Origin of the sequence: Fibrobacter sp. UWT2 (assembly GCF_900142545.1) — a bacterium.
In the GTDB taxonomy this organism is placed as follows: Bacteria; Fibrobacterota; Fibrobacteria; order Fibrobacterales; family Fibrobacteraceae; genus Fibrobacter.
This window is the reverse complement of record NZ_FRBF01000001.1, coordinates 141246-163174: the sequence shown is the minus strand read 5'-3', so window position 1 is coordinate 163174 and position 21929 is coordinate 141246. Positions and strand designations below refer to the sequence as shown.

27 protein-coding genes and 1 pseudogene are annotated in these 21929 nt (G+C 51.4%); 8 read left to right on the top strand and 20 right to left on the bottom strand.

Annotated features, from left to right (window positions below):
* Nucleotides 1-15: 15 nt before the first annotated feature.
* Both BUA40_RS00705 and BUA40_RS00700 read right to left on the bottom strand, forming a co-directional pair.
* The gene (locus BUA40_RS00705) at nucleotides 16-1449 is read right to left on the bottom strand and encodes a flavodoxin (protein WP_072797246.1); all 1434 of its coding nucleotides are present in this window, start codon (nucleotides 1447-1449) and stop codon (nucleotides 16-18) included.
* Complete coding sequence (locus tag BUA40_RS00700) at nucleotides 1449-2672, bottom strand: carboxymuconolactone decarboxylase family protein (RefSeq protein WP_072797245.1); 1224 nt, start codon at nucleotides 2670-2672, stop codon at nucleotides 1449-1451. Before BUA40_RS00700 ends, BUA40_RS00705 begins: the two co-directional genes overlap by 1 nt.
* Before the next feature lie 285 nt (nucleotides 2673-2957).
* Here BUA40_RS00700 and BUA40_RS14455 point away from each other — a divergent pair, with 285 nt between their 5' ends.
* Entirely contained in the window at nucleotides 2958-3125 is a 168-nt protein-coding gene (locus BUA40_RS14455; protein WP_173347696.1) for a hypothetical protein, read from the top strand.
* Nucleotides 3125-3730, top strand: coding sequence for a hypothetical protein (locus tag BUA40_RS00695; RefSeq protein ID WP_072797244.1), 606 nt, complete (start codon nucleotides 3125-3127; stop codon nucleotides 3728-3730). Before BUA40_RS14455 ends, BUA40_RS00695 begins: the two co-directional genes overlap by 1 nt.
* A 9-nt stretch (nucleotides 3731-3739) precedes the next feature.
* Here the strand turns inward: BUA40_RS00695 and BUA40_RS00690 are convergent, their stop codons facing one another.
* Entirely contained in the window at nucleotides 3740-4252 is a 513-nt protein-coding gene (locus BUA40_RS00690) for a flavodoxin (RefSeq protein ID WP_072797243.1), read from the bottom strand.
* A 197-nt stretch (nucleotides 4253-4449) separates the two neighbouring features.
* On the opposite strand from BUA40_RS00690, the gene BUA40_RS00685 reads away from it, so the two are divergent.
* A complete protein-coding gene (locus tag BUA40_RS00685) occupies nucleotides 4450-5262 on the top strand; it encodes a LysR family transcriptional regulator (RefSeq protein ID WP_072797242.1) in 813 nt (270 codons plus the stop codon).
* Here the strand turns inward: BUA40_RS00685 and BUA40_RS00680 are convergent.
* The 4 genes from BUA40_RS00680 to BUA40_RS14870 form a co-directional block, all read right to left on the bottom strand.
* Nucleotides 5251-6642, bottom strand: coding sequence for a DUF3943 domain-containing protein (locus tag BUA40_RS00680; protein ID WP_072797241.1), 1392 nt, complete (start codon nucleotides 6640-6642; stop codon nucleotides 5251-5253). The two genes, BUA40_RS00685 and BUA40_RS00680, sit on opposite strands and share 12 nt — an antisense overlap.
* Before the next feature lie 362 nt (nucleotides 6643-7004).
* Nucleotides 7005-7697 carry a flavodoxin gene (locus tag BUA40_RS00675; protein ID WP_072797240.1) on the bottom strand — a complete coding sequence of 231 codons (693 nt, stop codon included), beginning with the start codon at nucleotides 7695-7697 and terminating at the stop codon, nucleotides 7005-7007.
* A gap of 4 nt (nucleotides 7698-7701) precedes the next feature.
* Nucleotides 7702-8034, bottom strand: a complete 333-nt coding sequence (locus tag BUA40_RS00670; RefSeq protein WP_072797458.1) for a putative quinol monooxygenase — start codon at nucleotides 8032-8034, stop codon at nucleotides 7702-7704.
* Nucleotides 8035-8213: 179 nt separating this feature from the next.
* The gene (locus BUA40_RS14870; RefSeq protein WP_198959551.1) at nucleotides 8214-8309 is read right to left on the bottom strand and encodes a type II toxin-antitoxin system mRNA interferase toxin, RelE/StbE family; all 96 of its coding nucleotides are present in this window, start codon (nucleotides 8307-8309) and stop codon (nucleotides 8214-8216) included.
* 115 nt (nucleotides 8310-8424) lie between these two features.
* Here BUA40_RS14870 and BUA40_RS14450 point away from each other — a divergent pair, with 115 nt between their 5' ends.
* Genes BUA40_RS14450 through BUA40_RS00655 form a run of 3 tightly spaced genes read left to right on the top strand, consistent with a single transcriptional unit; the run spans nucleotide 8425 to nucleotide 10067 of the window.
* Nucleotides 8425-8577, top strand: coding sequence for a hypothetical protein (locus BUA40_RS14450; protein ID WP_173347431.1), 153 nt, complete (start codon nucleotides 8425-8427; stop codon nucleotides 8575-8577).
* A gap of 52 nt (nucleotides 8578-8629) precedes the next feature.
* Nucleotides 8630-9238 carry a type IV toxin-antitoxin system AbiEi family antitoxin domain-containing protein gene (locus BUA40_RS00660; protein ID WP_143149643.1) on the top strand — a complete coding sequence of 203 codons (609 nt, stop codon included), beginning with the start codon at nucleotides 8630-8632 and terminating at the stop codon, nucleotides 9236-9238.
* The gene (locus tag BUA40_RS00655) at nucleotides 9228-10067 is read left to right on the top strand and encodes a nucleotidyl transferase AbiEii/AbiGii toxin family protein (RefSeq protein ID WP_083585206.1); all 840 of its coding nucleotides are present in this window, start codon (nucleotides 9228-9230) and stop codon (nucleotides 10065-10067) included. Before BUA40_RS00660 ends, BUA40_RS00655 begins: the two co-directional genes overlap by 11 nt.
* A gap of 121 nt (nucleotides 10068-10188) precedes the next feature.
* Here the strand turns inward: BUA40_RS00655 and BUA40_RS00650 are convergent, their stop codons facing one another.
* From BUA40_RS00650 to BUA40_RS00600, 11 genes and pseudogenes are all read right to left on the bottom strand, one after another.
* Nucleotides 10189-11025, bottom strand: a complete 837-nt coding sequence (locus BUA40_RS00650) for a phosphatase PAP2 family protein (protein WP_178299487.1) — start codon at nucleotides 11023-11025, stop codon at nucleotides 10189-10191.
* A gap of 71 nt (nucleotides 11026-11096) precedes the next feature.
* Nucleotides 11097-12086 (bottom strand): permease, encoded by a 990-nt coding sequence (locus tag BUA40_RS00645; RefSeq protein WP_072797226.1) that lies wholly within the window; start codon nucleotides 12084-12086, stop codon nucleotides 11097-11099.
* Entirely contained in the window at nucleotides 12064-12438 is a 375-nt protein-coding gene (locus BUA40_RS14840) for an arsenate reductase ArsC (protein ID WP_218588175.1), read from the bottom strand. Before BUA40_RS14840 ends, BUA40_RS00645 begins: the two co-directional genes overlap by 23 nt.
* 41 nt (nucleotides 12439-12479) lie before the next feature.
* Entirely contained in the window at nucleotides 12480-12719 is a 240-nt protein-coding gene (locus tag BUA40_RS00635) for a thioredoxin family protein (protein WP_083585204.1), read from the bottom strand.
* Between the two features lie 58 nt (nucleotides 12720-12777).
* Complete coding sequence (locus BUA40_RS00630) at nucleotides 12778-13104, bottom strand: ArsR/SmtB family transcription factor (protein ID WP_072797224.1); 327 nt, start codon at nucleotides 13102-13104, stop codon at nucleotides 12778-12780.
* 279 nt (nucleotides 13105-13383) lie between these two features.
* Nucleotides 13384-14283 carry an SIR2 family NAD-dependent protein deacylase gene (locus BUA40_RS00625; RefSeq protein WP_072797223.1) on the bottom strand — a complete coding sequence of 300 codons (900 nt, stop codon included), beginning with the start codon at nucleotides 14281-14283 and terminating at the stop codon, nucleotides 13384-13386.
* Entirely contained in the window at nucleotides 14252-15073 is an 822-nt protein-coding gene (locus tag BUA40_RS00620; protein ID WP_072797222.1) for a protein-ADP-ribose hydrolase, read from the bottom strand. The genes BUA40_RS00625 and BUA40_RS00620 overlap by 32 nt, the downstream gene beginning before the upstream one ends.
* Before the next feature lie 31 nt (nucleotides 15074-15104).
* Nucleotides 15105-15521 (bottom strand): annotated as a pseudogene (locus BUA40_RS14715) (Rrf2 family transcriptional regulator); the annotation flags it as partial.
* A gap of 46 nt (nucleotides 15522-15567) precedes the next feature.
* The gene (locus tag BUA40_RS00610; protein WP_072797221.1) at nucleotides 15568-16365 is read right to left on the bottom strand and encodes a hypothetical protein; all 798 of its coding nucleotides are present in this window, start codon (nucleotides 16363-16365) and stop codon (nucleotides 15568-15570) included.
* Between the two features lie 162 nt (nucleotides 16366-16527).
* Nucleotides 16528-17010 carry a cyclophilin-like fold protein gene (locus tag BUA40_RS00605; protein WP_255369140.1) on the bottom strand — a complete coding sequence of 161 codons (483 nt, stop codon included), beginning with the start codon at nucleotides 17008-17010 and terminating at the stop codon, nucleotides 16528-16530.
* 39 nt (nucleotides 17011-17049) lie between these two features.
* Nucleotides 17050-18240, bottom strand: a complete 1191-nt coding sequence (locus BUA40_RS00600) for a Bcr/CflA family efflux MFS transporter (protein ID WP_072797218.1) — start codon at nucleotides 18238-18240, stop codon at nucleotides 17050-17052.
* A gap of 265 nt (nucleotides 18241-18505) precedes the next feature.
* Between BUA40_RS00600 and BUA40_RS00590 the strand changes: the two genes are divergently transcribed.
* Nucleotides 18506-19009: a DUF2798 domain-containing protein gene (locus BUA40_RS00590; RefSeq protein WP_072797216.1), complete on the top strand. Its 504-nt coding sequence runs from the start codon at nucleotides 18506-18508 to the stop codon at nucleotides 19007-19009.
* Between the two features lie 86 nt (nucleotides 19010-19095).
* On the opposite strand, the gene BUA40_RS00585 is transcribed toward BUA40_RS00590, so the two are convergent.
* Nucleotides 19096-20289, bottom strand: a complete 1194-nt coding sequence (locus tag BUA40_RS00585) for an alpha/beta hydrolase (protein WP_072797215.1) — start codon at nucleotides 20287-20289, stop codon at nucleotides 19096-19098.
* Nucleotides 20290-20306: 17 nt separating this feature from the next.
* Nucleotides 20307-20846 (bottom strand): flavodoxin family protein, encoded by a 540-nt coding sequence (locus BUA40_RS00580; protein WP_072797214.1) that lies wholly within the window; start codon nucleotides 20844-20846, stop codon nucleotides 20307-20309.
* 194 nt (nucleotides 20847-21040) lie between these two features.
* On the opposite strand from BUA40_RS00580, the gene BUA40_RS00575 reads away from it, so the two are divergent.
* Complete coding sequence (locus BUA40_RS00575) at nucleotides 21041-21922, top strand: LysR family transcriptional regulator (RefSeq protein WP_072797213.1); 882 nt, start codon at nucleotides 21041-21043, stop codon at nucleotides 21920-21922.
* Nucleotides 21923-21929: the final 7 nt, after the last annotated feature.

Sequence of the window (21929 nt, the reverse complement as noted above, 5' to 3'; positions counted from 1 at the left end):
ATCAAGGAATATACATTATTTCGTCTTCACGCCGTTTTTCTCGAGCCACTTGGCCACATCTTTCGAGAGGCTCGAACCGCCGGAGTAATGCACCGAAAGGCCTTCGCCGATTTTTGCATTGGGCGCGAGTTTCGCAATCGCAGTGATGCTCTGGCCAAAGCGCCCGCCACCGTGGGAGCAGAACGGCAGAATCCGCTTGCCCGTAAAGTCGTAACTTTCGAGCAAAGTCGCGATAGGCATCGGGATACTCGCCCACCAGTTGGGGTAACCGATGATAATCGTTTCGTAGTCGGCCCACTTCTTTGCGTCAGGCTTTTTCTTGAGGGCGGGGCGCGCCTGCTTGTGCTGGTCGTTCTGCGCCTGCTTCAAGACGGTATTGTAGTCGTCGGAATAGGGCTTCTCGAGTTCAAGTTCCACCATGTCGAAACCGGTCTGCTTCTTGATTTCGCGGGCCACGCCGCGGGTATTCCCGCTCCAGGAATAGAAAACGATCAGCGCACGGGACCCGCTTTTCGAGTTCGTCGCCGCTTGCGTCTTTTCGCCCTTAAAGCCCGCCGCTTCCTGGGTCACAAAAGTTCCCTTGACGCCTGCACCCGCATTCATGGCGAGCCTGAGCCCCACATTGTAACTCTTGCTGGATTGCTGCATGGCCCCGCGATAGGCGCTGCGGAGGTTCTTGCCGAAATCGTTCCAGCCGCCACCGCGATGCACGCGCCTTGTGCCCGAAGGTTTGCCCGCCGGATTGACCGTCACGCTTGTCGAACCTGCAGAAACACCGTAATCGCCGTAAAAGTCAAAGCACCATTCTCCAACGTTCCCGTAAATATCGTAAAGCCCGAAGGGATTGGGCTTGAACTTACCCACGGGGAGCGTGTTCCCGCGGTAAACGCCGGGGCGTGTTTCCAGAACCTCGTCGTTGAAATAATTCTGCTCGATTTGATACGGATAATGCCCGTAAAAATTCACGTCGTCGGCACCGGGAGCCTTCTTTGTGTAGAATGGCGTGGTCGTGCCGCCTCGGGCCGCGTATTCCCATTCCGCTTCGGTGGGGAACCTGTAGCCGTTCGCCTCGCGATTCCAGCTGACCGCATCGCCTTCGATAGCGTAAACGGGAGTGCGTCCGTCGCGTTCGCTTAACTTGTTGCAAAAACGAGCCGCTTCGAGCCACGTGATGTTTTCGACGGGCAAGTCGCCACCCCTGAAACTGGAAGGATTTTCGCCCATTACCTCGCGGTAAAGCTTTTGCGTCACCTCGTATTTACCCAGGTAAAAATCGGAGACTTTCACCTTGTGGAGCGTCTCGTCGTTGACGCGCCAGTCCTCGTTTGCGGGGCTTCCCATGTTGAAAGTCCCGCCCCTGATAAGCACGAAGCCGTCGGGCGCAGGTGCCGCAAAAGTTCCTACCGTCATAAGGCCAATAAATGCGCAAGCGAGAATTCTGGCAATCATTATTTCAACTTCCCATAGTCTTCGTCGCTCACGGGCTCGAGCCATTCGTTGCTTCCACCTTCGCCAGGGACTTCAATCGCCAAATGCTGGAACCAGGAATCCGGAGCCGCCCCGTGCCAATGCTTGACGCCAGCCGGAATGTTCACCACGTCGCCGGGCTTCAGTTCCACCGCCGGCTTGCCCCATTCCTGATAGTAGCCGCGGCCCGCCGTCGCAATGAGAATCTGGCCACCGCCCTTCTTTGCATGATGGATATGCCAGTTGTTGCGGCATGCCGGTTCAAAAGTCACGTTCCCGACACCCACCTGTTCCTTGCTGATCATGTCAAGATAGCTCTTGCCCACGAAATACTTGGCATAGGCGTCATTCGGCTTGCCCACCGGGAACACACTCCAGTCCTTTCCCGGCATGGATTTTGCGTCCGTCACACCAGCCGTCGCGCCCCCAGCATCCGCAGCCTCAGCCACCGCTTCCTTAAGCAATCGCAGAGCGTTCAGCGTGCGCGGGTAACCGCAATACGGCAAGCAGTTGTAAATCGCCTGTTCCACGTATTCGGCCGTGCGAATCTTGAGGTTCGCGCCGACATGCGCCTTGAGTTGCGGCTCCGTTCCCAGATTCACGAGAATCGCCATCGTCAGGAGTTCGCGGGTATTCAGATTGAGCCCCTTGCGGGTGTAGTAATCGCCAAAGCAGTTGCTCGCCAAAAAGTAATTGATAGTCGGCATCCCGTCCTTTCCGTTTTTCGCCATGTCGCGGAAAGCTTGGCCGAACAGCGTTCCCTGCGCGTCGGCACCCGCCTCCAGGCGGGACTGCGCCGTCACCGTCGCACGGTTTTCGTCCACTTTCACGTTCTTCGCCTTGAACACGCTGCGGGCAATTTCAACCGCATCCACCGTCCGCGGGAACCCGGTGTAAGGGGCACACTGGTAAATCGCCTCGAGAATTTCTTCGGGAGCAAGCCCCTGCGCAAGCGCCGTCGCCACTTCCTCTTGCAAAAGTGCACCCGACTGCTGCGTCACAAGCGACACCAGGCGAATCAACTCCACCTCGCGCTTTTCTACAAGCGGAGTCGCCGCCGGAACCTCGTTCTGCGTGAAGTTATCCATCACGGCACGCAGTTCCTTGTCCTGCGAAAGCGCCTTCGCCTCGCCCTGCGGGCAGCAGTCACACGCGGCAAGCACCGCACCCATACCAAGCATCGTCATAATCGTCCCTAGTTTCATGGTTTATTCCTTTTTTTCTACGCCTTTAATATAAATAAATGCGCAAACCCCGCAAAATACCATTTTTTCATGCTCAGTATGCGTAAAACGCATAGTGAAAACGACAAAATTCCGTTTCTTTTCCATATTGTCATTTTATGACACTCTAAAAATATATTTTTGCTCTTGCATGGTCAAAAGGCTTCATTTTCCTCAAATAAGCCAATTGACTCAAGTTTCACCACTTGCACCAACACGAGGAAAAATGTATATTGACTATAGTTCAATTCAACAATGGAGGTCATCATGGCACTAGCTATTGCATCAGTACCGATACTGACCGGCGAAGCGTCGGACAGGTTTGACCTCATGATGGAAGAAAGCGAAAAGCGTCGCGGTTCCATCGATTTTTCCAAGCAAATTGAACAGGCCAGAGACATTCTCTCCAAGGCCGACTTTAGAGAATATAAGTAATGAACTTTCTCCAACAGAATTGCCGCTTTGGGTTCTACACTCAAGGCAAGGCCGTCCTATGCAAATCATTCAAGTGCGGGGACAACGACTTGGACGATTTCTTCACAAAAGACGCTTTTTTGCAGAGCGAAGAGTTACTTTGCAAGAATTATTGTTTTTCTCTTGTCGATGACCCGGCTCAACTGGTAGCGGTTTTTACGCTTTCCAATGACAGCATCAAGAAAATTCCCGGATCTCGCAAAAGAAAGATTGAGAAGAACATTCCTCGCGAAAAGATATACAGCAGTTATCCGGCAGTCATGATCGGTCGTCTCGGAATTAGCCAAAATTTCCAAAGCAAGCATTTGGGAAGCGACGTTCTCAGTTTTATAAAAGCCTGGTTCGTCGATCCGCTCAACAAGACCGGTTGCCGTTTTCTGCTGGTAGATTCCTACAACAGGGAACGAAACCTAAAGTTTTATCAAAACAACGAGTTCAAATTCCTGTTCAGCACCGAAGAACAAGAACGCGAATTCCGGGGACTCGCGCCAGAGAAGCCTTTAAACAGTCGCCTGATGTATTTCGACTTGATTGAATTAAAGAAAAGGACTAGCAATCCTAAGTAAGGCGCAAGCCTACTTCACCCACTTATCGACTTCTTTCTGGGCCTTGTCGCGTTCGTTCTGGGCCACGTGTCCGTAGATGGCGAGGCCGGGGGTCACATTCGCGCCGGTCACCTTCTTGAGGCGCTGCACACCCGAGAGGCCGCTGCCTTCGTGAGTCACGAACGGGTGAATCGTCTTGCCCTTCAGGTTATACTTCTCGAAGAAAGTGAACATGGGCATGGGCATTTCGCCCCACCACACCGGGTAACCGACATAAATCTCGTCGAATTCTTCGGGGTTCACGTTCACCGGCTTGATTGCCGGGCGCGCGTCCTGCGCAAGTTCCTTCTTGGCCACGTTGATGCAGTCATCGTAGCCCCTGGGGTATTCCTTCGCGGGTTCCACATGCAAAAGCGTGCCGCCCGTCTTTTTCGCAATCATCTCGGCAATGATTTCGGTATTGCCCTTGGAAATGTTCCCGACGCTGTAGTTTTCATCGGCACGGGAATAGTAAACGACGAGGATTTTCTTTTCTGCTGCCATAGAGACTCCTAGAAGAAGTGATAAAAGAATCAAGGTGATTTTTTTCATGGAATCCGCCTTTTTCGTTAAAAATTCCTTTGAACCGGTTGTCTATAATATAAATAAATCCAGCACAGCCGCGTAATGCGTAATTTTTATGCCCACTATGCGTGAAACGCATAGCGGATTTATTATATTCTCCCCAAAAGGGGCTTTTTATGTTTGTCGAGACCTACATTTTGCGATTGCTGGCCGGGTTCCTGGAATACGGGACGCTTTCTGCCGTTGCGGACAAGCTCTACACTTCGCAGCCGGCGGTGAGCCGCGCGTTCAAGAAACTGGAAGACGAAATCGGCGCTCCGCTTTTCGAGCGCAAAAAGAACCGCATCGAGCTGAACGAGAAGGGACGCACGGTCGCCGAATACGCGAAGCGCATCATGGATTTGCAAGGCGAGATGATGGAAAAGGTGAGCCCGCAGGGAGCGGGTGCGCGCACGTTCTCTATCGCGTCGGTGGCCATTCTCCCCGCCATGCGGATGATGCAGGAACTGCAAGAAAAGCACCCGGGGGCACAGGTCACCTACAAGATTATCGACAATGAGGCGGGCGTGCTGAAGGCGCTGAACGAGGGCTCGGCGGATATCGGCATCACGCTTAAGGCCCCCCGCGCAAAGAAATACCGCGCCGAAAAGTATATGCAGGAGCGACTCTCGATTGCTCTCCCCAAAAAGCACCCGCTTGCGAAGCGCAAGTCCATCCGGCTCCGTGAACTCAAGGGCGAAACCATCATCCAGCGCAGCAACGTAGGGTTCTGGGAGCAGGTCAAGCGCAAGAAGATTCCCGACGCCACCTTCATCAAGCACGACAGCGTGAAGGGCATTTCAAAGCTCATCGAGCAGTCTTCGCTGTTGACATTCGTTTCGGACCACCAGTTCGATTACGAAATTCCCAAGGACCGCAAGATTGTGCCGCTCGCCGACCGCGAAATGAACGTGGAATTTTTCAAGGTGACTCTGGCGTCAACTCCCTAGCAGGTGGAAATTTAGGTACCACGAAAAGGCGTGGATGCGCCTGGACATGGGTTCGGCATATTCCGAGGAATAGGCAGCCATTTTCACGTAGGTGTCAAGCCTGTGGCCCAAATCCAACCAAGAGAACAGCCTGTATTCCACCGCGGTGTTGTTGAGGAGCAAAAAATCCCAGCCCGAAACGCCATATTCCGCAGTCGTTCCCTCGATGGTCTTCATGGCATCTATCGTCGTCTTGTTGTAGATTCTCCACCTCTTGTATAGGGTTTCTATCATCAGGCTGTATTTCACGCCGGAATTGTACTGGTAGCTATCCATATCGGGCTTGTAATCCGGGTGAAATTCTTGGATAATGTCATCGTAGCCCATGTCGGCAGAGCCGAGCATAATCCAGTAAACCTGGTTCATGACGCGGAACCGCAAGTTGGGAGTCAGCCAAAGGGCTATGTCCATGGCACCGCCAAGCGAAAGCGTGCTTACCGTGGCAAGGTCCCCGTAAAAAGTATCGTAATCCAAATTCACCGAAAAATCAAGCCAATGGCCTCGCCCGTGGATACCCCTGTTCACAAGTTTCCCCATGATATCCATCTGCAACACATTCCCTTCGAGTCCGCCTTCGCCGAAGAAGTTTAAAGTGAAATAATCGAAAGGCCGCCTTACCCTCGTGTAGGGCCGACCATACTCAAGGGAAACCGCCATCATCCCGTGACGGTCGTTCCATTCGGCATCCAGCTCGTCGGCGTCTTCGCCACCGAACCGATAGTCAGAACCGAACCTGGAGCCAATACCCGTGGCAACCGTCAACTCGATTGGCGTCCAGCCCGTATAAAAATCCCTGTTGCCGAACACCCTACGCTGGGCATAGCCGGCGGGTTCCAGGGCGAAAGCGAGCAGATGCCTGTACCAGGGCACCTTGGAACCGTTGTACGATGCGCGGGAAAGCCTGTAGAGGACTTCGCCGAACATGGAGCCCGCAACCGTCGTAGAAATCAAGTCGTTCGGCGCCGGGTATTCCGTTTCGCAGAACATTTCCCAGGTAGAACTCCCAAGGGCGGCAAACGCCATGCTTCCGTAAAAGCCGTAGCCACCGGCACGGGCCGTGGCGTAGTACATGGAGCCCTGATACGGGTGTCCGTAAAAGTTGATGGCCCAATGGTTATGGTCCCATTCCCAGCCTTCGCGGAAGTTCCGCTTCCAATAGCTGGGGCCCGTATGTGCGTAACTCTTGTCCAGGACCCAGTAATCCCAAGCCCACACAAAGGCGTTGAGCCCGAGCACTTCGGTCCCGACGATAAGCGGATTCACATGGGTGCCAAACAGGCTGTCTTTGGGAATAATGGTCGTGTCGGGAGCACTTTCTTTGGGAACCAGGGTGTCACCCATGCTCCTGCGGAAATTGACCAGATCCCGCGCTTCCTGCACGCTGAAAACAGCGTCCTTATCTAGAATCTTTATTCGGAGACTGTCCGGAAGTTGCGTAAATTCCTCGTCCAAATTTTGTGCATACGTGGTAACGCAAAAAGATATGACAAGAATAACAAACGCTTTTAGAACTTTCAGGAACTTCACGGCACAACTTTAAAAATTATCACGTCGTTTAAAAAGGGCATATTCGCAACTTTCTGACGGAGCAACAAATTCTGCAGATTAAACATACATGCACAGAGGCCAAAAAGTGGTACTGCTTGCTGGGAACCGTCGATTCTAAAAAATTCATGGCAATCCCGATGATGATCGACTATGGGTTACGGGCGCAGAACGTCTTCCAGCCATTCTTCGATTTCCTCGCGGCTGGTGCCGATGGCGAAGCGCTTGCTTTCGAGCCAGGTGGAATTGGGCGTAAGTTCCTGCAGCAGCTTGGCGCTTTGGCCCAGCGGGCTTGAAGCCGACGTGCAGAAGGTGAGCAAGGTCTTGCCAGAAAAGTCGTAGCCTTCGAGGAACGTGCTTATGATGCGGGGAGCAATCCCGTGCCATATCGGGTGCGCGATGATGACGGTATCGTATTCGTCCATGTTCTTGACAACGGTTGCGATTTCGGGGCGGGCGGATTCGTCTTTCTGTTCGCGGTCGGCACGGCAGTCCGTATAATAGGCGATGTCTTCGTCGGTGTAAGGGATTTTTGCAGTGATTTCGAATAAAGTCGCATCCAAGTATTCCGCTGCGTATTCGGCCAGCGGTTTGGTGTTGCCCGTTCTGGAGAAGTATGCCACAAGCGTTTTGCCACGGGACTTACTCGCCGATGTCGCGGAACTGGATGAAGTTTCGTCCTTTGAAGTCGCAGAACTCGAAGTCGCGGAATTTTTGCCGTCTTGCGAGACGCTGGATTCGACAGCTTCCCCGGTGCCTGTCGGAGAAGACGAGCTGTCGTCGGAACACGCAGCAAAGAGGCTCAAAAACAGAGCCAGTAGCAATGTCGAAAACAACGCGAGCGATTTCATCGGACTACTTCCTGATGAACTTTTCGTCGATCTTGGGCATGGTGTTGTCAGGCGTGTAGCGTTCGACAGTCATTTTCAAGTCGTACTTGTCGCGGAGTTTCGCAATCGTCTTCATCATGGGCGAAGCGTGGTGCACGTCGATGGCGGCCTGGCTTTCCCACGCGTCAATCAGCAAGATGGTTTCGGGATCGTCCAGCGACTGGAAATATTCGTAGCGGATGTTGCCTTTCTCGGCACGGATTTTCGCCACCGTCCCGCTAGAAACCATCTCTTCGGCGAACTTCTTTGCCGCCCCGTTCTTACCCGTATAGCGCAGGTTTACCGTAATATTGCTCATGGCACTCTCCGCAAACACGCTCGCAGCGAGCGCAAGGATTGAAAATAGCGTTAAAAACTTGAGTTTCACTTTGCCACTCCGAAATGTTTCGCATATAATATAAATAATTTCGGAGCATGCATAAAATGCTTAATTTTCATGCTCAGTATGCGCGGGACGCATAGTGGAAACAAATGCTTTTATGGTTTTCTGTCAGAAAAAATCTTCTTTAGATAAAGTAATAACCAATCTGGTTGAATATGGCATTCCCAGACGCCTTTGAAATTTCCCGTCAATTCAATCGAGCCAAGCAGTTGGGACTTTAGTTCCAGGCTTTCCCCTTTTTCAACAAATCCTCAAATTGTCATATTATGACATCCAAGGTATGTATATTTGTACCAGCGAGGTTCTATGCTGGTAACTTTCCTTATCGTGCTAGGTATTTTGGCTCTTTTCGGGGCTGGCGACGCAGGGGACGCCTGCGCCATTACCTTGCTGCTGAAAGTGCTGCCGTTCCTGATTTTCGTGGGGATTTTCGCATCTTTAATGTTCTGTAGCGGTTAAAAAGAAATAAAAACTTGCTTTTTCAACCATTTTATTATATATTTGGTTTGAAATGCAAGAAACAAACGAGAAGAAACTGGAAAAAATGCTGAACGCAAACAGCGGCTACATCACGCGAAAGCAAGTCGACATCCACAAGATTCCCTCGTGGTTCTTGACCGATTTCGTGCGAAAACAGGGCCTTGTCAAGGTAGACAAGGGATTCTACGCCCAAGAGCAATGGATCAGGGACGATTACCTTGTTTTTCAATACAAGTATCCCAGATTCATCTTTTCACACGTTTCCGCACTATTCTTGCATGGGCTAACAGACCGCCTACCCGATTATTTTGAGGTAACCGGGCCCAAGAATTATAGGCCATTTTCTCCGAACCCTTCCGTCGCAATCCACACAGATTCTCGCGATGAAACCTACAGGCTTGGAATTTGCAAAATCAAGACTTCGCTTGGACATCTGGTGGAATGCTACGACATGGAACGAACGCTTTGCGACATCATCAAGAACAGCCGAAAGATCGATGCAGAAATTTACGGCAAAGCGCTCAGGCTTTACGCAAAATCAAAAGACAAGAATACCCGCAGCCTACTCCATTACGCCCAAATATTGAAAATAGAGAACAAAGTGGCGGAACTTATGACGATGGTACTGAATGAAGATTAATAAGAATTCCCTGCAAGCGAGAATCAACAACCTCTCCAAAGAAATGAACGTTCACGCCAACGTCTTGCTCGTATCGTTCTTCTTTGATGCATTCATTTCAAGATTGGCCAAGTCAACATACGCCAACAAGTTTGTTTTCAAGGGCGGATTCTATCTCGCCACATTGCTCGGCGTAAAAAACCGCTATACTGCCGACATTGATTTCCTTTTGAGAAAGGAAACCATGAATGAGAATAGATTGAAGGAAATTTTCACCGACATCATCGCAATCGATGCAGACGATTCTATCACTTTTGAAATAAGCGATATTTCTCCTATCCGCGACGAAGACGCCTATGGCGGATTTTCCATCCTTTTGACGGGACGCCTAGAGAATGTCAGACAAAGTTTCCATGTCGATGTTGCCACGGGCGATCCTATTACGCCAAAAGATATCGAATACTCCTACCAAAGCCTCATCAGCAATGAAACCATTGCGTTCCGAGCCTACAACCTAGAAACGGTTGTTGCTGAAAAGCTTCAAACCATTCTTTTCCGAGGCCTGCTCAATAGCCGCTGCAAAGATTATTACGACATCTATATCATCAATCAATTGCAAAGGAATAACATCAATATTCCTGACTTGAAGAAATCTTTTGAAACAACTTGCCAATACCGCAAAACGCCTTTTAAAAAAGAAGAAGCTCTTTTGCTTCTAGAAGAAATTTCAAAGAGCGACATTCTTCAAACTCGATGGAAGAACTATGCAAAAAAATCTTCGTTTGCAAAAGATGTTCCATTTGAAGCGACAATTGAATCTTGCAAAGAGATTCTTGATTGTATTTTCTAACATTTCGGGGCTGGCGACGCAAGAGACATTTTCCAATAAAATTACCAGAACGCGATTGTCAAGTGGTTTATGCATTTTTTCTCTTTCGTCGGTCCACAAGGTTGTGTACCAGGCGTTTGACTTATATTCTCACGCTGAGCACGGCGCCTTTGATGTCGTCGTAGAATAGCGGGGCGATGGTGAATTTGGGCGGGGTCTGCTTTTCGCCGAGTTTATCCTTGTAGAACACGCTGCCGATGTACCAGCCGATGGAGGCTCCCATCAGGGTGCCCGCGACGGCGTCGGAGAACCAGTGGGCTTCGCCTTTTGCGCCAAGCACCATGCTTGTCGCGATGTAGCCTGCATACAGGGCGCAGCCCGCCACGACGAGGGGCTTGTCGCGGTTGTAGCTTGCGATGCTCATGGCCATGGCCGCGTTGGTCATGGAATGCCCCGAGGGCCAGCCGTAAAAGACGCCGCGCCTAAAAAATCCCCACTTGAAATCGCGGGAACGCTCGCCGCTGTTGAGTTCTGCGTCAGGGTGCTCGCGGGCCGAAATCGCCTTGAGGATGTTGTTGTAGAGGAAAGCCACGGCGGTGGCCTGCACGGCGACTGCACCGGTGTTGTTCAGCGCGCGGTTGTCGCTGATAAAGTACATGTAGCCCGGAACAAGAATCGGGAAGAATGTCCCCATCATCATGCCGGGAGTGAACGCAATGCCGTAAACAAGTTGATCCTGACGTGCCGCAAAACGGGCCACCATCAGGTCGTTGTTTTCCATCGAGAACTTGTACGTAAGCGCTCCGCCGAGCATGTGGAACCCGAGCGGCCAGCCGAACGCACTCAGCAACATGTTATGGCCCAGATGGTTGAGCGGAGAAAGCTTTTGTGCGCTATTGATGGCTGCGGAATCCACGCTTGTCGAATCGGCTGCGGGCGTTTCAGCATGTGCGAAACTTGCAAATACCGTGAACAGCACAAGCACCAATATCTTTTTAAATGTCGCTATATTCCGTAAATACATCCTTATAAAATATACAAACTAAATAATCAGGAACTTATAGAAAGATTGTAACCGATCCCAAGAACGATGATTGCCGCTGTAACCGTTCCGAAAAAGACAAATATCAGCTTAAGTGTCATGACCTTTTTCAAAAGCATGGCTTCGGGGAGCGAGAGTCCCACAACGGCCATCATAAAGGCAAGAGCCGTGCCAAGAGCGACACCCTTTTGAACAAGAACCTCGACAATGGGAATAACTCCAGCTGCATTTGCGTACATGGGAACGGCAAGAATTACCGCCAGGGGAACGGCAAACCATTTGTCTTTTGACAGGTATTCTTCAAAAAATCCCGAAGGAACATAACCGTGCATTAATGCGCCGATTGCAATGCCAGCAAGCACATAGGGCAAAACCGAACGCGTTACACCAAGGGCATCCCTTGCTACTTGGGGTATTTTCTGCAGTACTTGAACGAATCTTTGCTTAAGGCTACATGGCTTTGAATCGTTATTGACGGATTCGTTTGTCCGCTGCAAATTTTTCACCCATTCGCTTAGAAATCTTTCCAGTTTGAACCGTTCCAGGAACATCCCTAAAAATGTTCCAAGAAACACGCCGGAACCTACATAAATCACAGTCACTTTCAATCCGAATGTTCCCGCAAGCATGGCAACAGCGACCTCGTTTACAAGTGGCGATGTTATAAGAAAACTGAACGTGACGCCAAGGGGGATGCCGCCCCTGACAAAACCGATGAACAGGGGAATACTGGAACATGAGCAGAAAGGGGTAACCGCTCCGAAGATTGCGGCGAGGAAATATTGGACTCCGTACAAACGATGCGACGACAAAAAATTGCGAATCGCCTCAATCGGGAAAAATGTATTCAGCAGCCCCATCAGGAAACTAATAAAAAGCAATATCAGGATAATTTTGAGGCTGTCGTAAACGAAGAAATTTATCGTCGAACCCAAAGGAGACGAGCCATCCAATCCAATGATGTTGTAAACAAGATTATCGGTGAATAATTGTATCATAGAAAGCCCTTACTGCCATGTCTATTTCATCCCTTACACGACGAAATTCCTGCAGAATTTCGGTTTCAGTCCCTCTGAACGCGTCAGGATCATCAAAGCCAAGATGAATTCTGTTCTTGACTGCCCCAAAAAAAATCGGACAACTTTCTTTCGCCTTGTCGCAGACGGTGACAACGTAGTCCCACGATGTATCAAGATACTGCGATACATTTTTTGGCTTATTAAGGGAAATGTCAACCTCTCGTTCCTTCATCACTTCGATTGCAGTCGGATGCACGTTCTTTGCCGGAAACGTTCCTGCAGAACATACGGTCAACGACGAATCCAGTGCCTTGAGAAATCCTTCGGCCATTTGACTACGGCACCTGTTGCCTGTACAAAGAAAGAGTATCTTCATATTTCACCTTTGATAAGTTCTTTTATTTTATCTTCGCTAATTTTACCTGTGGACACAAGCCGTTCATCGATAACAAGCGCGGGTAAAGTCATGACATTGTACGGAAGCATTTGGACAACATCGTCAATGCGGGAAACTGAAGCATCTAGGCCCGATTCCTTAACGATTTTTTCAACAGATTCGGCGAAAGCAATGTTGCAGCCACACTGGCTCATGAGTATTTTTATGTTTTTCATTATTTCCTCTTTTTTTGTTTGTAGTTCGTAGAATAACGAACATATATGGTAAAATTTTTTAGCAATCGCATCCCCTATCGCAAAAATCCTTATTGAAAAAATCACCGAACAGTGCCTGGGCCTTTTTCCAGTTTTTTTTGTTTATACAGTACTTGACCTTGGGCGTTTCGATTTCACCCTGGATCAAACCGGCCTCTTTTAGTTCCTTTAAATGCTGGCTAACCGTGGCCTTCGCAATGGGCAGTTCTTCGTGGATATCGCCAAAATAGCAGGTATTGCGCTTGGCCAAGAACTGCATGATACTTATGCGTGCGGGATGCGCCAAAGCCTTGGCATACCTCGCCAAAGTCTCGGTTTCTTCACAGTATTTGCTTTTTTTGGCCATTTCGGTTCCTGTTCGTTGTTCGTAAATATACAAACATTATTAAAAAAAAGCAAGAGAATAATTGTATCTTTTTTCTTGAGGTGACAAGAAAACGTTTATTCCACCGAGAAAGTAGCCTTCACGTTCCCTTTGCCGAGGAATTTTCTTCGAGCGTCGCCGTGAAGGTGGTATCGTTCACATAGATTTTAAGTTTCACGAGAGCCTCCGTTTGAGCGGATGAATTGGCGGACGATTTTGGCGTCTGAGTTTCAGGTTGCGACGGGAACACCGACTAGAGCACTAGAAGAGAGACGCCACCACCTCGCCGATATCGCTGTCGATGCTTATCGAGCGGGTTCCGATATCGTCGGGAGCGTAGGCCTGTCCGTAGTTGATGCAGGCGTAGGTGGCGTTCGAATTCAGGGCGGTCATTTGCCAGAACGGGTACTTGATGATTCCGGGGGTGTTCATGCCTACGCCCAGTTCCAGGAACAGCACGTTTCCGCCGCGCATGGCGTTACATCTGTCGAGAAATTCGCGGTAACGTTTTGCAGCACGATGCCAGCCGTCGTCTTCTACGAAGGTGGAATCAGAGCGCAGGTTCATGGACATGGGGCGGCCGCAAATGGGGCACCTGGGCAACAGTTCCGCAGGGACGGTCATGGCGCCGAACAATCCCGTTTCTTCCGAAAATTTCTGGGCATCGAACATGGCACGAATCTGCTTTTCGTTGTCGTAGGTGCAGGGGTGGCATGGCTTACTGCATTGGAAAAGCCCGTAATCGCCCTGGGTGTAAAAAAGCCGATCCTTGTCAAAGCCCGCCTTTTGAAAACAGTGGTCCACGTTGGTGGTAAGGACAAAGTAATCCTTATCCTGTAGGATTTTCAGGAGATTTTCGTAGACGGGTTTCGGGGCGGCCATATAACGGTTTATCATGACATAGCGGCTCCAGAAGGCCCACTTTTCTTCGGGTGTGCCGTAAGGAAAAAAGCCGCCGGAATACATGTCCGAAAAGCCGTACTTTACAGAAAAGTCAGCGAAGTACTTGACAAAGCGTTCCCCGGAATAGGTAAATCCCGCCGATGTCGAAAGTCCGGCGCCCGCGCCCACGACGACGGCATCCGCCCTTGCCAGCGCCTCTTTCAGTCTCGGCACTTCGGCAGAAAAATCATCCGTTGAACTTTTCGAAAATCCGCGCATAGATAGCCTCGTCCTTTTCACTGAAAACGTTGAAGACAACCTTCATGGGTTTTTGCGAACGGCGTTTCCATTCCAGCACCGTATCCACCGCGATTTGGGCAGCACGTTCCGGCGGGAAACGGAATACGCCTGTAGAAATACAGCAGAAGGCGACAGATTCCACACCATTCCGGGCCGCAACATCGAGGCAGTTCCTGTAGCACGATTCCAGCAACTTGCAGTCCCGTTCCGTAAGGCCGTAGCCCACGATTGGCCCCACCGTGTGCAACACGTATTTGCAGGGCAGGTTGTAGGCCGGCGTGATTTTCGCCTGTCCCGTGGGTTCGGGGTGCCCTTGCCGTTTCATCAGGGCGTCGCAAGCGCTACGGAGACGAACTCCCGCGAAAGTGTGGATGCAGTTGTCGATACAGCTGTGGCAAGGCTGCCAGCAACCCGTCATGCCGCTGTTGGCCGCATTCACGATTGCATCCACCCTGAGGGTGGTGATGTCGCCGCGCCACAGGAACAAGGAATCGCCAAACAAGTCCGGCGCACCTGCGCTGAAGCGCCTGCCGATACTTTCGATGTCCGCGACATCCGTTATTCCGCGGTCACGGATGGATTCCTGCAGGTATTCGTCCTGAATCCTGTAGAATTCATCGCTTGCGGGGGCGGCCTCCCGCACGTTCATCAAGGAACGCAGCAGGATTTTCTGTCCTTCGGCGTCCGCGGGGATGGTCGTGCCGCTGTACCTGGGACTTTCCGCCAGTAGATACTTTATCAGGAATAGTCTGCGCTCTGCTTGGTTCATGTTTCCTCCCGGATGACTCAGGGGCGGTCTTGAGTTGTGCGGCGAGGCCCTTCAGGGTCGTCTTCTCCAGTTCCATTTCCAGAGCCGTCTGCGCCGAATTCAGGGCCGGGTCCAACAGGCGATGGATGTTCCTGCCTACAGGGCACAGCGGATTCGGTTCCGGGTGGAAACTGAAGACGATCCGTTCCTCGTCGTTATCGTTGATGGCCTTGTAGACATCCAGGAGCGTTATCTTGTCGGCAGGACGCGCAAGGTGAGAGCCCCCTACGCCAGGAGCCGTCTCTACCAGGCCCGCCTTTTGCAACTGCAAAAGGACCTTGCGGATGATGACCGCATTCACGCCGGTGCTGCCCGATATGAATTCCGAGGTCACCCGTTCCGCACCCTCGAAGAAGTGGATGCAAAGCAAGGTATGGACCGCCGCCGTAAAACGAACGCTGACTTTCATAATCCACAATTTAACAATTGTTGCCCGCGATCACGCGTGCCTTGGCCTATTTGTAGAACATTCCCGCCGTCATGTCCAGGTAATTTTCGCCGGAGTAGTTCGCGAATTCCTGCTTCATGGCGCTCTTGAATGCCGCCGGGTTCACGTTCTTGAGGGCAATATTCTTCATCACCTTCAGGTACTGGATTTTAGCACGCGCATCTTCCAGATTTTCCACCGTGTAGTGTGACGTGAGAATCAGGGAAATTCCGCGATCGATGTAATCCGTGAGCTGCGCGATGATGGCATCGGCGTGCTTGCTCCCTGCCACGATGGAATGGACGTCGTGGCCCATCATGTGGGTGTAGACAACGTTGATTTCGGGAAATTCGATATCGAATGCCTCCTGGGTCGCGACAATGCGCATGTCGATGCCCGCGAGATTCAAATTCTCGCCTTCGATAAAGTCTGTCGTCGCGTAAATGGAGCTGTCAAAAGCATCGCCAAAAGCCGCCGTGAAATTCTTGACCAGGGCCGCACCGCCTCCGTTATGGTTGTAATCGTCGGCATGGCGGGTGCTGTACACGGGAGCACCCTTCATGAAGGTCGCGCCCGCGCCATGGTAGGCAATCACCGTTCCCACGAATTCTACCGAAAGGCCCTTGATGTAGGCTTCCAGTTCCCTAATGTTGTCGAAGAAACAGGGGGCTTCGACCATGAACATCTTGCCGCCCTTTTCCAGCAAGAAACATTCGTCGGTTATCAGGTCATTTGTCTTGTAGGCATGCAGCTTGACCGCGCCGAAATCGTAGATTTCCATGACACCCTTACCAAGTTTTACGGTCTTGAAGTTGTTCTTTTCCATTTTGAGTCTCCTTGGGTCATGCCCTTTTTTATTTTTTTTATTGTTCTTTAATTGTTACAACACAAAATATATCCAATTGTCGTTGTAATGTCAATAGAACAACTAGAAATTTAAAATAAAAATTTGGTTACAAAAACAAGGGTTAGTTAGAGCTTTCGCTGTTTATTCCACCGAGAATGTCGCCTTCACGTTCCCTTTGCCGAGGATCTGCTGGAGGCGTTTCTTGTTCACGTTGTCAATACGGGCCAGGCGGGTGAAGTTCCAGGAATTCTTGTCGTAGTAGATGGTGATGGAATTGCCCTGGTAAAGGATGATGTCGCCTGCATCGGTGTCGATTTGCTTGTCGTTACGCGGGAAACTGCGCGGCAGGTCGGCCACCTTCTCGAAACTGCCGTAGTCGTGCATGTCGAGCGTCATGTCGCCCTGCATGAGAAATTCGGCGAAGGCCTCGGCCGAGGAATTTTCTTCGAGCGTTGCCGTGAAGGTGGTATCGTTCACATGGATCTTGAGTTTCACGGGAGCCTCCGTTTGAGCGGATGAATTGGCGGACGATTTCGGCGTCTGGGTTTCAGGTTGTGTTGAATGGTTCGCGGCATCGCTGCAAGCCACCAGAAAGAACAACGCTATAAGGACAATGTTTCGCATATACACAATATAAATAATTGTGCAAGCAATTCAAAATACTTATTTGCTATGACTCACTATGCCTTTTGCGCATAGTGAACCGATGGCGAGAACCGAAACAAGCGTCAAAACGGCACCCACAACTAGGACGATCGAAACACTTGTGGCAATGTCGCCCATGCCGACCAGCGGAGAGACGATTCCGCCCATCAAGAAGCCCGATGCCCCGATGGCCGCGGCTGCGGTGCCTGCATTTGCGCGTTCCGCATTCAATGCCAATGCGCTTGCCGGGGGCTGACTCATGCCGAACATGAACGTAAGCCCCATGAAGGCGACCTGCAGAAGCGGGAGTAAAGCGTGCGTCATGAGTGCGGCAGCAACAGCAATTGCGAAAACGAACATTCCCGTACCCGCGATTTTAAGGGCCTTGAATTCGTTGCCGACTTTACCCGACAACGCGCAACCGATGGCCGTGAAAACGGCGTTCAGCGCAAAGCACAGACTAAAGCCGACAGGCGAAAGGCCGTAGATTTTTTGGTAGATAAACGGCGAAGACGCGATATACCCGAACAAGATAATCATCGGGAATGTGCATACCAAGAAATACGATACGTAGGCGCGGTTCTTGAATACTTTTGCATACAAGCTAAAGCTCGCAAAGACAGATTTTTTGCTGCGTCGTTTTGCCGGGAGCGATTCCTGGAATTTCCCTAACATAAAGAGCAGCAGAGCCCCATACAGGAGTAACACAGCGAAAGTTCCCTTCCAGCTCATGAAATTCAGCAAGAATCCGCCTAGCACCGGGGCTATAATCGGAGCGACCCCGTTCACCGCGCTCACCATGGCAAGGAACTTGGTGAGGACGGGACCACGGTAGGAATCCGCCGAAATGGAACGCGCTATCACGATGCCGCCGGACGCCGCCATGCCCTGCAACAAACGAAACACGTTGAAGGTTACGATGTTCGGTGCGACAATGCAGGCGACAGTCCCGCAAACAAAAAGCAACAGACAAACTAGCAACAACTTTTTGCGGCCGTACTTGTCGCTCAGCGGGCCTACAAAGAGTTGCCCCACCGAAAGCCCGAGCATGCTCATGGTGAGGCTCAGTTGCGCCATCGATGGGCTTGCCGCAAAGTAATCGGCAAGGCTCGGCAGGGCCGGCAAGTAAAGGTCTGTCACGAAGGGGCCAAATGCCGAAAGCAGTCCAAGCAGCAGCATAAGGAAAGTGAATTTCTGTTTTCCGCTCATAAATTCCTCTTGGCGAAACCGCACGGAATCGCCATAAAAAAAGCCCGCAAAGCCTTACAACTGGACTTATGCGGGACCGCTACACGTTGATTTCGCAAGCGAATTTAGGAAAAAATTTTTCCGTTGGCAAGTTCTTGACAAAGCCAAAAAATATTTTTATTTATGGGCACGAAATTTCATTGCGTATAATGGTTCAGCGTGAAACTCAAACATCAGGGTTTTGCGCCTTTTTTATTGCGCAGGGCCCGCAACAAAAGAGGTTAAAATGGACTTTTACATGAAACTCCCGCGCTGCAAACGCGAATTCACCCTTTTTCTCGTGACGCTTTCGATTATCTCGATGAACATCATCGCGCCGCTCATCACCTGTTTCGAGATGGGCTTTAGCATGGAAAGTTGGGCGCACGTATTCCCGATTATGCCGATACTCTGGCCGTGCGTCATCGCGACGGTGCTTGTCACGTACAAGCCTGCGGCGTTCTTGACTTCAAAACTCACGCAGAAAGGCGACAGCTTCCACGCAGTGATTACACTCAACATTATGTGCACGGTTTTCCTGATGTCCATCATCTTGACGATTGTAGGTACCTGGGTCGGAAACCGCGAAATTACAATGGAGCCGTTGGTAAACTTCTTTTACAAGTGGCCTCGTAACTTTGCCATTTCGCTTGCGGTAGAAATCTTGATCGCGCAACCGATTGCACGCCGCGTGATGCTAGGCCTGCACAAGTACCGCGACGCACGCCGGGAAGCTGCAATTTCTAACTGAGCCGTAAATAATCTCAAAAAGCAACCAAGGTCACAATTTGTGACCTTGGACAGCAGCGATAATCGTCGCGGTTAGATGGATTTTGCTTACTTCAAGTTCGTCTTGAAGAATTCGTTCAGCTTTTCGAAGGGGATTTTTTCCAGGTTGTCGTAGAGGTCCACGTGGGAGGCTCCGGGGATGACGAGGAGTTCCTTGTTGCCGACGGTCTTGCTCCAGTTCTTGGTGGCGTCGAGTTTTGCGGGGACGTTCGCCTTCTTGCCGGTCATCTTTTCGAACGCGCCTTCGCCGAAGTAGCGGCTATGGGCCTTTTCGCCGTGGATGATGAGCACCGGGTTACGGATTTCGTCGGCATATGCGAGGAGTTTCGTGTTCATGAGCGAGGTGCCTGCGGAGGCGGCCCAACCCTTGTTGCTGTTGAGGGAGCGCTTGTGGTAGCCGCGCGGAGTCTTGTAGTAGGCGTAGTAATCCTTGACAAAGTAAGGAGCGTCGGCCGGGAGCGGGTCCACCACGCCGCCGGCCAGGTCGTATGTGCCGTTCTTGAAATCCTTGGTGCGCTGGGCCATCAAAGCCTTGCGGGCTTCGTTACGGGCATCGGCGTTGTTGGCGGAATCGAAGTAGCCGTTTGCGGTCACGCGGCTCATGTCGTACATGGTCGAAGCAACCGTCGCCTTTACGCGGGTGTCAATGCCGGCGGCGTTAATCGCCATGCCGCCCCAGCCGCAAATGCCGATGATGCCGATGCGTTCCGGGTCAACGTCGTCTCGAGTCGAGAGGAAATCCACGGACGCCATGAAGTCTTCGGTGTTGATGTCCGGGCTGTTCATGTAGCGCGGCTCGCCGCCCGATTCGCCAGTGAAGCTCGGGTCGAATGCGATGGTCAGGAATCCGCGTTCCGCCATCTGTTGGGCGTAAAGGCCGCTGGACTGTTCCTTGACGGCTCCGAACGGGCCCGAGACTGCAATCGCCGGGAACTTGCCGTTCACCTTGAGGCTCGTGTCCATGGGCACGAACATGTCGGCGGCGAGTTCAATGCCAAAGTGGTTCTTGAAAGTGACCTTGGAATGTTCGACCTTGTCGCTCTTGGAGAAAACCTTGTCCCATTCGGCGGTGAGCGTGAGCTTGTTCATATTTTCGTCCTTTGTCTGTTGTGCCGCTTCTGTTGCCGGTGCGGCGGTTTTGGCCGCATCATGCGCGGCGTTGTTTTCTTTTTCGGGGCAGCATGCCATCAGGGTGCATGCGGAAACCACGGCAAACGCCGCTTTAAAGAATTTGGATTTCATGATTTATCTCCTTGTGGTTAAGCTTTCTTTCCCATGGCGAACGCTTTTTTCAGGAGCGCGGAATTCTTCTTGACATCGCCTGCGCTTTCGGCACCCGTGGCGCAGAGGGCGCCCTTGAGCTTCACGCCGTCAAAACAGGCAATCCATCCGCCAATGCCGCGCTTCGCGATGTTCATGGCCTTCGCGTCGGTGTCGGCGGCAGACGTGAGCAGGTAAATCTCGCGGAACTTGTAATCGCTGGAATAGAGGGAATTTGCGCGGTCGAGCATCGTCTTGAGCTGGCCGCTCATCTCGTAATAGTAAATCGGCGTCGCGAACACGATGACATCAGCCGATTCCATCTTCTTGGTGATGGCGGGAGCGTCGTCCTTGATGACGCACTTGCCCTTCTTCTGGCAAGCGAGGCAGCCCATGCAAAAGCCGATCTTCTTGCCGCGCAACGATTCGAAATCCACCTTGTTGCCCGCCTCGGCGGCACCCTTCGCGAACTCCTGCGCCAGGGTTTCGGAGTTGCTTCCCTTGCGCAAGCTGCTGGACAAGACCAATACTTTTTTCATAGGTTCCTCTCGGTTGAAGTCTTTACATGTTCAAATATACCTTCATTTTTTAGATATTGCAAATACTTTGTTTTCATAACTAGATATGCTTATAAGGCATAGAAAATAAGCTTTCACAAGCCTTAGTTATTCCTTTCGGGCATTATTTTTACAATTTCATACCTGCGGGGCTTGAATTTTATTAGTTTTCGGGTATGGAACTTCGAGTTTTGCGGTATTTTCTGGAGGCGGCGCGGTTGGGGAATGTCTCGCGCGCGGCGGATAATCTTTGCGTGACGCAGCCGACGGTAAGTCGCCAGCTCAAGGAGTTGGAGGAGGAACTGGGCGAGAAGCTTTTCGAGCGCACGAACTACGCGATTCGGCTGACGCCTGCGGGGGAACTCTTGCGGGAGCGTGCAGAGGACATCCTTTCGATGGCGGACAGGACGGTGCAGGATTTCAAGTCGCTGAAGGAAGACGAGGTGGTGGGTGAAATCGCCATTGCCTGCGCGGAATCGCGGAACGTGAATTTTCTTTCGAAGTGCATCGGGATTCTCCAGGACGACTATCCGAAGATTAAGTACAACTTATATTCGGGCGACAGCGAGCGCGCCCTGGAAAAGCTGGACAAGGGCATTTTCGATTTCGCGGTGGTTGTAGATAACGTTGATTTGGAAAAGTACAACTGCCTTGCGGTGCGTTCGGTGGACCGCTGGGGCGTGGTGATGCGCCGCGACGATCCTTTGGCCAAGCGGGATTTTATTGAGCCGAAGGACTTGCTCGACAAGCCGCTGTTGGCGTCGCGCCAGGCGATGGTGGCGGATTTGCCGAAATGGTTCGGCGACGATATTTCGAGGCTGAACGTGATTGTGGGGCTGGATCTTTCGTACAACGGTTCGGTGCTTGCCAAAGAGGGCACGGGCTACCTGCTCACTTTCGACGGCCTGGTGGATACGAGCCGCAGTTCGCGCCTGTGTTTCAGGCCGCTCATGCCCGAGCTCACCACCAACATGTACATCATTTGGCGGCGGGGCCAGCAGTTCACGCGGGCGGGCGAACTTTTCCTCGACACGCTCCGGCACGTGCTGGGGGAATAAAAAAAGG